Raw genomic sequence first — 4,731 nt, forward strand, 5'->3', positions numbered from 1 at the left:
GGGTCATGCCGTACCTCCAGGGTCCACCGGACCCCGGCTCGGCACAGGGGGACAGGGTCCGCGCTTGCCCAGCACACGGATCGGGCTGGGCCCGGTCATCACCCGGGGCACCCCACCGCGAACCTCGACGAGGGTTGCCGGCCAGCAAGCCGGGGCTTGACGCTGGCACTCGTGACCTGGGTCGGAGCATATCCGGTGGGAATGCGCCCGGACCAGGGGGCCGGGGATGGATACGCTGGCCGCATGGCCGACACCCCGCCCGGCGGTACCTTCTCCGCTCCGCCGTCGCCGCCCGCTCCACCCGGTGGAGCCGGGTACCCGCCGTCGCCGCCCGGTGGAGCTGGGGTGCCGCCCGCCCCGCCGCCGACCGGGGGATCGGCCCCGGCGATGCCGGGCCGGCGGCGGCCCGGCTGGTTGCGGTACGTGGTGCTGGCCGGGGTGATCCTGCTGATCGCCGGCTGCGCGGTCTTCATGCTGTTCACGCTCGGGCAGAGTCTGGGTGCCGAGGCGCTGCTGATCGGTCTGGTGGCGGCGATCCTGCCGGTACCGGTGCTGATCGCCTGCTTCCTCTGGCTCGACCGGTACGAACCGGAACCGTTGAAGTACCTGATCTTCTGTTTCGCCTGGGGGGCGTTCGTCTCGACCGCCGCCTCGATCAACGTCAACGGCTTCTTCGCCGACCGGTTCCAGGAGTGGGGACTGCCCGACGCGCTGGTCGCGGTGCTGGTCGCCCCGTTCATCGAGGAGTTGACCAAGGCCCTCGGCCCGGTCCTGCTCTTCGTCTTCCGGCGCCGGGAGTGGTCCGGGATCACCGACGGGCTGGTCTACTGCGGCCTCTCCGCGGTCGGCTTCGCCATGGTGGAGAACATCCTCTACCTGGGCGGGCACGGCTACGCCAGCGGCGTCGAGCAGTACGGCCCGGCCACCGGGGCGCAGAACCTCATCGCCATCTTCATGGTCCGGATCCTGCTGTTCGGGATGGCCCACCCGATGTTCACCGCGATGACCGGGATCGGGCTCGGGATCGCCGCCCGGACCGCCGACCGTCGGGTCCGGGTGCTCGCCCCGCTGGCCGGTCTGCTGCTGGCGATGATGCTGCACGGCACCTGGAACCTGCTGCCGTCGCTGACCGTGGCCACCGGGCAGGCGTTGATCTCGCTCTACGGGTACATCGGCGTGATGACGCCGATCTTCTTCGCGCTGGTCGGTCTCGCGGTCTGGCTGCGGGGCTGGGAGGGGCGGCTCACCGAGCGGGTGCTCCCCGACTACGTGCGGGCCGGTTGGCTGACCCCGCCGGAGGTGGCGGCCCTGGGGAGCCTGGGGCGGCGGCACGCGGCCCGGCAGTGGGCGCGGCGGGTCGGTGGCGACGCGGGACTGAAGGCGATGCGCGGGTACCAGTTCGCCGCGACCCGGTTGGCGCTGCTGCGCGACGGGATGCGGCGGGGCCTGGACGACCGCCCGGCGGACCGCGACCGGGCGCTCCGGGAGGAGCGGGAACTACTCGACTCGACCTCGACGTACCGGTCGTTCTTCGTGGGCCGGGATCCGCAGACACCGGTCGGGATCTGGGACGGCCAGCGGTACCACCTGACCTTCCCGGACGGGTCACGCCGTCCGGTGGATCCGCCGGACGAGCCGGTCGTACCGATCCCGGTGGTGCTCGGTCCGCCCCGGCCGGTCGGCCCGCCCGCTCCGTTCCCGCCTCCCGGCCCGTACGGTGCCGCGCCGTACCCCGGTGCTGGTCAGCCGCCGTGGGGTGCCGCCCCGCCACCCGGTCCCTGGCGGGGCTGAGTCGGGGGGACCCGGGCGGGCCGGGTTCCCGTCCGGGTCACCGCGAGCCGGAGCGCTCAGGCGGTGACGCCGGTGAGGAAGTCGCCGAAGCCCTGGAAGATGGCCATCAGGCCGACGCCGATCGACTGGCACATGGCGGCGGCACCGTCGGGCCGGAGCGCCACGAAGAAGATCAGGAAGGCGATTCCGAGCCAGGCGAACACTTTCTTCACGAATACCGGCATCTCTTCCTCCGCTGCGGGCACGTGCGTCCTGGTCCCACCGGGTGCCCGGTTCGGGGCGCAGCAGCCCGTCAGGTCCGGGGCGGACCAGCGATCGAACGCGTGGCTTCCCCGGTAACGGCCTGGCAAACGGGGCGGAGTGCCGAAAAAGGCGAGAATCTGCCGGATGTGCCTGAATCGGGCGAACGTGACCGGTCGCCCGAAGGGTCAGAGGTAGAGGCCCGTGGAGTCCGGCTCGACCCGTTCGGCGGCGACCGCGTGCACGTCCCGCTCCCGCAGCAGCACGTACCCGCGACCGTGCAGTTCGACCTCGGACCGGTCGTCGGGGTCGAAGAGGACCCGGTCGCCGGAGACGATCGACCGCACGTTCGGCCCGACCCCGACGGCCGTCGCCCAGGCCAGCCGCTTGCCCATCGAGGCGGTGGCCGGGATGACGATGCCGGCGGTGGACCGCCGCTCGCCGTCGGCGCCCTCCATCCGGACCAGGACACGGTCGTGCAGCAGCCGGATCGGCAGGCCGGTTTCGAGATTGGGGTCCGCAGTCACGCTGGCACGCTACCGTGTCCGGCGGCACCGGCGTCGCGGTGGTTACGCCACGTCGCGCCGGGGCAATGTGGGGGCCGAATCAGGGTCGTCATCGGAGTTCGGGGTGGAGTTTCCCGGTTACGGTGGGAGAGCCTGTATCCAGCCGGGAGGTGTCTTTGAGCCGCTTCGCGCAGATTCGCGCGCGGATCCGTCGCGCGTACGAGTCGAGCCGGGCGTCGGTCCCCAGCGCCGCCCTCGCGGACGGCGGGGTGGCCACCCCCTCGTCGCCCGGTCCGTCGGCGCAGCCCGACGTCCCGGTCGCCGGGTTGCCCGCGCCGCAGGTGCCGCAACACCCCTCCACCTCCAGCCGCGACGACGCGGACGTGCCGCACTCGCTGCGGATCGCCGCCGCCTGGTCGTGGCGGCTGATCGTGATCGGCGTACTCGGCTGGGCGCTGATCGGGATCATCGGCCGGATCCAGATCGTGATCATTCCGCTGGCCATCGCCCTGCTGCTGTCCGCGCTGCTCGCCCCGGCGGTGGGCTGGCTGCTGCGGGCCCGGTTCCCGCGCTCGGCGGCCACCGCCATCGTGCTGGTGGGCGGCCTGGTCGCCGTGGTCGGGACGCTCACCCTGGTGGTCAACGAGTTCGTCAACGGGGTACCGGAGCTGAGCAAGAACGCCTCCGAAGGGGTCCGGCAGATCCAGAACTGGCTCAAGACCGGCCCGCTGCACCTCTCCGACGGTCAGCTCAACGACTACATCGACCAGGGGCAGAAATGGATCGATGAGAACACCCAGTCGCTGACCAGCGGGGCCATCTCCACCGCCGCCACCCTCGCCGAGGTGCTCACCGGCACCCTGCTGGTGCTCTTCGCCACCTTCTTCTTCCTGCGGGACGGGTCGAAGATCTGGCGGTTCCTGGTCCGGCTGCTCCCGTTGGCCGCCCGCTGGCGGGTCGACGACGCCGGCCAGGCCGCCTGGTCCACCCTGGTCGCCTACGTCCGGGCCACCGTGCTGGTCGCCTTCATCGACGCGGTCGGCATCGGCATCTTCCTGATGATCTTCAAGGTGCCGTTCGCCTTCCCGCTCGCCGCCCTGGTCTTCCTCGGCGCGTTCATCCCGATCGTCGGCGCCACCCTCTCCGGCGCCGTGGCCGTACTGGTCGCGCTGGTCGACAGCGGCCCGGTGACCGCGTTGATCATCCTCGGCGCGGTGATCGGGGTACAGCAGGTCGAGGGGCACGTCCTGCAACCGCTCATCATGGGCCGGGCGGTCGCCATCCACCCGCTCGCCGTGATCGTCGGCATCGCCGCCGGGGTGGTCCTCGCCGGCATCGTCGGTGCCCTCATCTCGGTGCCGCTGATCGCCGTACTCAACACCGCGATCCGTCGGCTCAACCACCGGCGGGTACCCGAGGTGCCGCCGGACGCGGTGGTCGTCGCCTCCAGCACGCCCTGACCAGGCCCGACAGGCGCCGGGCCCGGTCGACCGGCCGACGCCGTGGATCGGCCCGCGCCACCCGGCGGGGGCGGGGCGCTCAGCTACGACCCAGCCGCTCCAACGCGCCCCGGGCCACCTCCGGCCGCGTCGTGTACCAGAACGGCGGCAACGAGCGGCGCAGGAACGGGCCGTACCCCCGGGCCGTCTCCAGCCGGGAGTCCAGCACCGCCACCACGCCCCGGTCACCGGTCGCCCGGATCAGCCGGCCCACCCCCTGCGCGAGGCGTACCGCCGCGATCGGGACGCTGACCGCCGCGAAACCCGACCCGCCCCCGGCGTCCACCGCAGCGGCCCGGGCCGCCGCCAGCGGCTCGTCCGGCCGGGGGAAGGGCAACCGGTCGATCACCACGAGCTGGCACGAGTCGCCCGGCACGTCCACCCCCTGCCAGAGCGACATCACCCCGAACAGGCAGCTCTCCCGCTCCTGCTTGAACCGCCGGACCAGCAGCGGCAGCGCCTCCTCGCCCTGGAGCAGCACCGGCAGGTCCGTCCGTGCCCGCAACAGCTCCGCGGCCTGCTGCGCGGCCCGCCGCGAGGAGAAGAGCCCGAGGGTACGACCACCGAGCGCGGTCACCAGGGCGAGCAGCTCCTCGCCGGCCGCCTCGGGCAGCCCGGAGACGCTGGGCCGGGGCAGGTGCGCGGCGACGTACAGGATGCCCTGCCGGGCGTAGTCGAACGGGGAGCCCACGTCG

5 protein-coding genes and 1 riboswitch are annotated in these 4,731 nt (G+C 72.7%); of the genes, 2 read left to right on the plus strand and 3 right to left on the minus strand.

Annotated elements, in window-relative coordinates:
* Positions 1-55: 55 nt before the first annotated feature.
* Positions 56-177: riboswitch (SAM riboswitch) on the minus strand.
* 66 nt (positions 178-243) lie between these two features.
* A complete protein-coding gene (locus GSF22_RS30760; RefSeq protein ID WP_208817418.1) occupies positions 244-1,791 on the plus strand; it encodes a PrsW family intramembrane metalloprotease in 1,548 nt (515 codons plus the stop codon).
* 56 nt (positions 1,792-1,847) lie between these two features.
* Here GSF22_RS30760 and GSF22_RS30765 read toward each other — a convergent pair whose 3' ends face one another.
* The gene (locus GSF22_RS30765) at positions 1,848-2,036 is read right to left on the minus strand and encodes a hypothetical protein (RefSeq protein ID WP_208817422.1); all 189 of its coding nucleotides are present in this window, start codon (positions 2,034-2,036) and stop codon (positions 1,848-1,850) included.
* A gap of 183 nt (positions 2,037-2,219) precedes the next feature.
* Positions 2,220-2,558 carry a GroES family chaperonin gene (locus GSF22_RS30770; protein WP_208817419.1) on the minus strand — a complete coding sequence of 113 codons (339 nt, stop codon included), beginning with the start codon at positions 2,556-2,558 and terminating at the stop codon, positions 2,220-2,222.
* Positions 2,559-2,623: 65 nt separating this feature from the next.
* Here GSF22_RS30770 and GSF22_RS30775 point away from each other — a divergent pair, with 65 nt between their 5' ends.
* Positions 2,624-3,997 (plus strand): AI-2E family transporter, encoded by a 1,374-nt coding sequence (locus tag GSF22_RS30775; RefSeq protein WP_208817421.1) that lies wholly within the window; start codon positions 2,624-2,626, stop codon positions 3,995-3,997.
* Between the two features lie 79 nt (positions 3,998-4,076).
* Here GSF22_RS30775 and GSF22_RS30780 read toward each other — a convergent pair.
* A partial coding sequence (locus GSF22_RS30780; protein ID WP_208817420.1) for an ATP-dependent DNA helicase occupies positions 4,077-4,731 on the minus strand: 655 nt, incomplete at its 5' end.

This window comes from Micromonospora echinofusca (assembly GCF_017614955.1).
Taxonomy (GTDB): Bacteria; Actinomycetota; Actinomycetes; order Mycobacteriales; family Micromonosporaceae; genus Micromonospora; species Micromonospora echinofusca_A.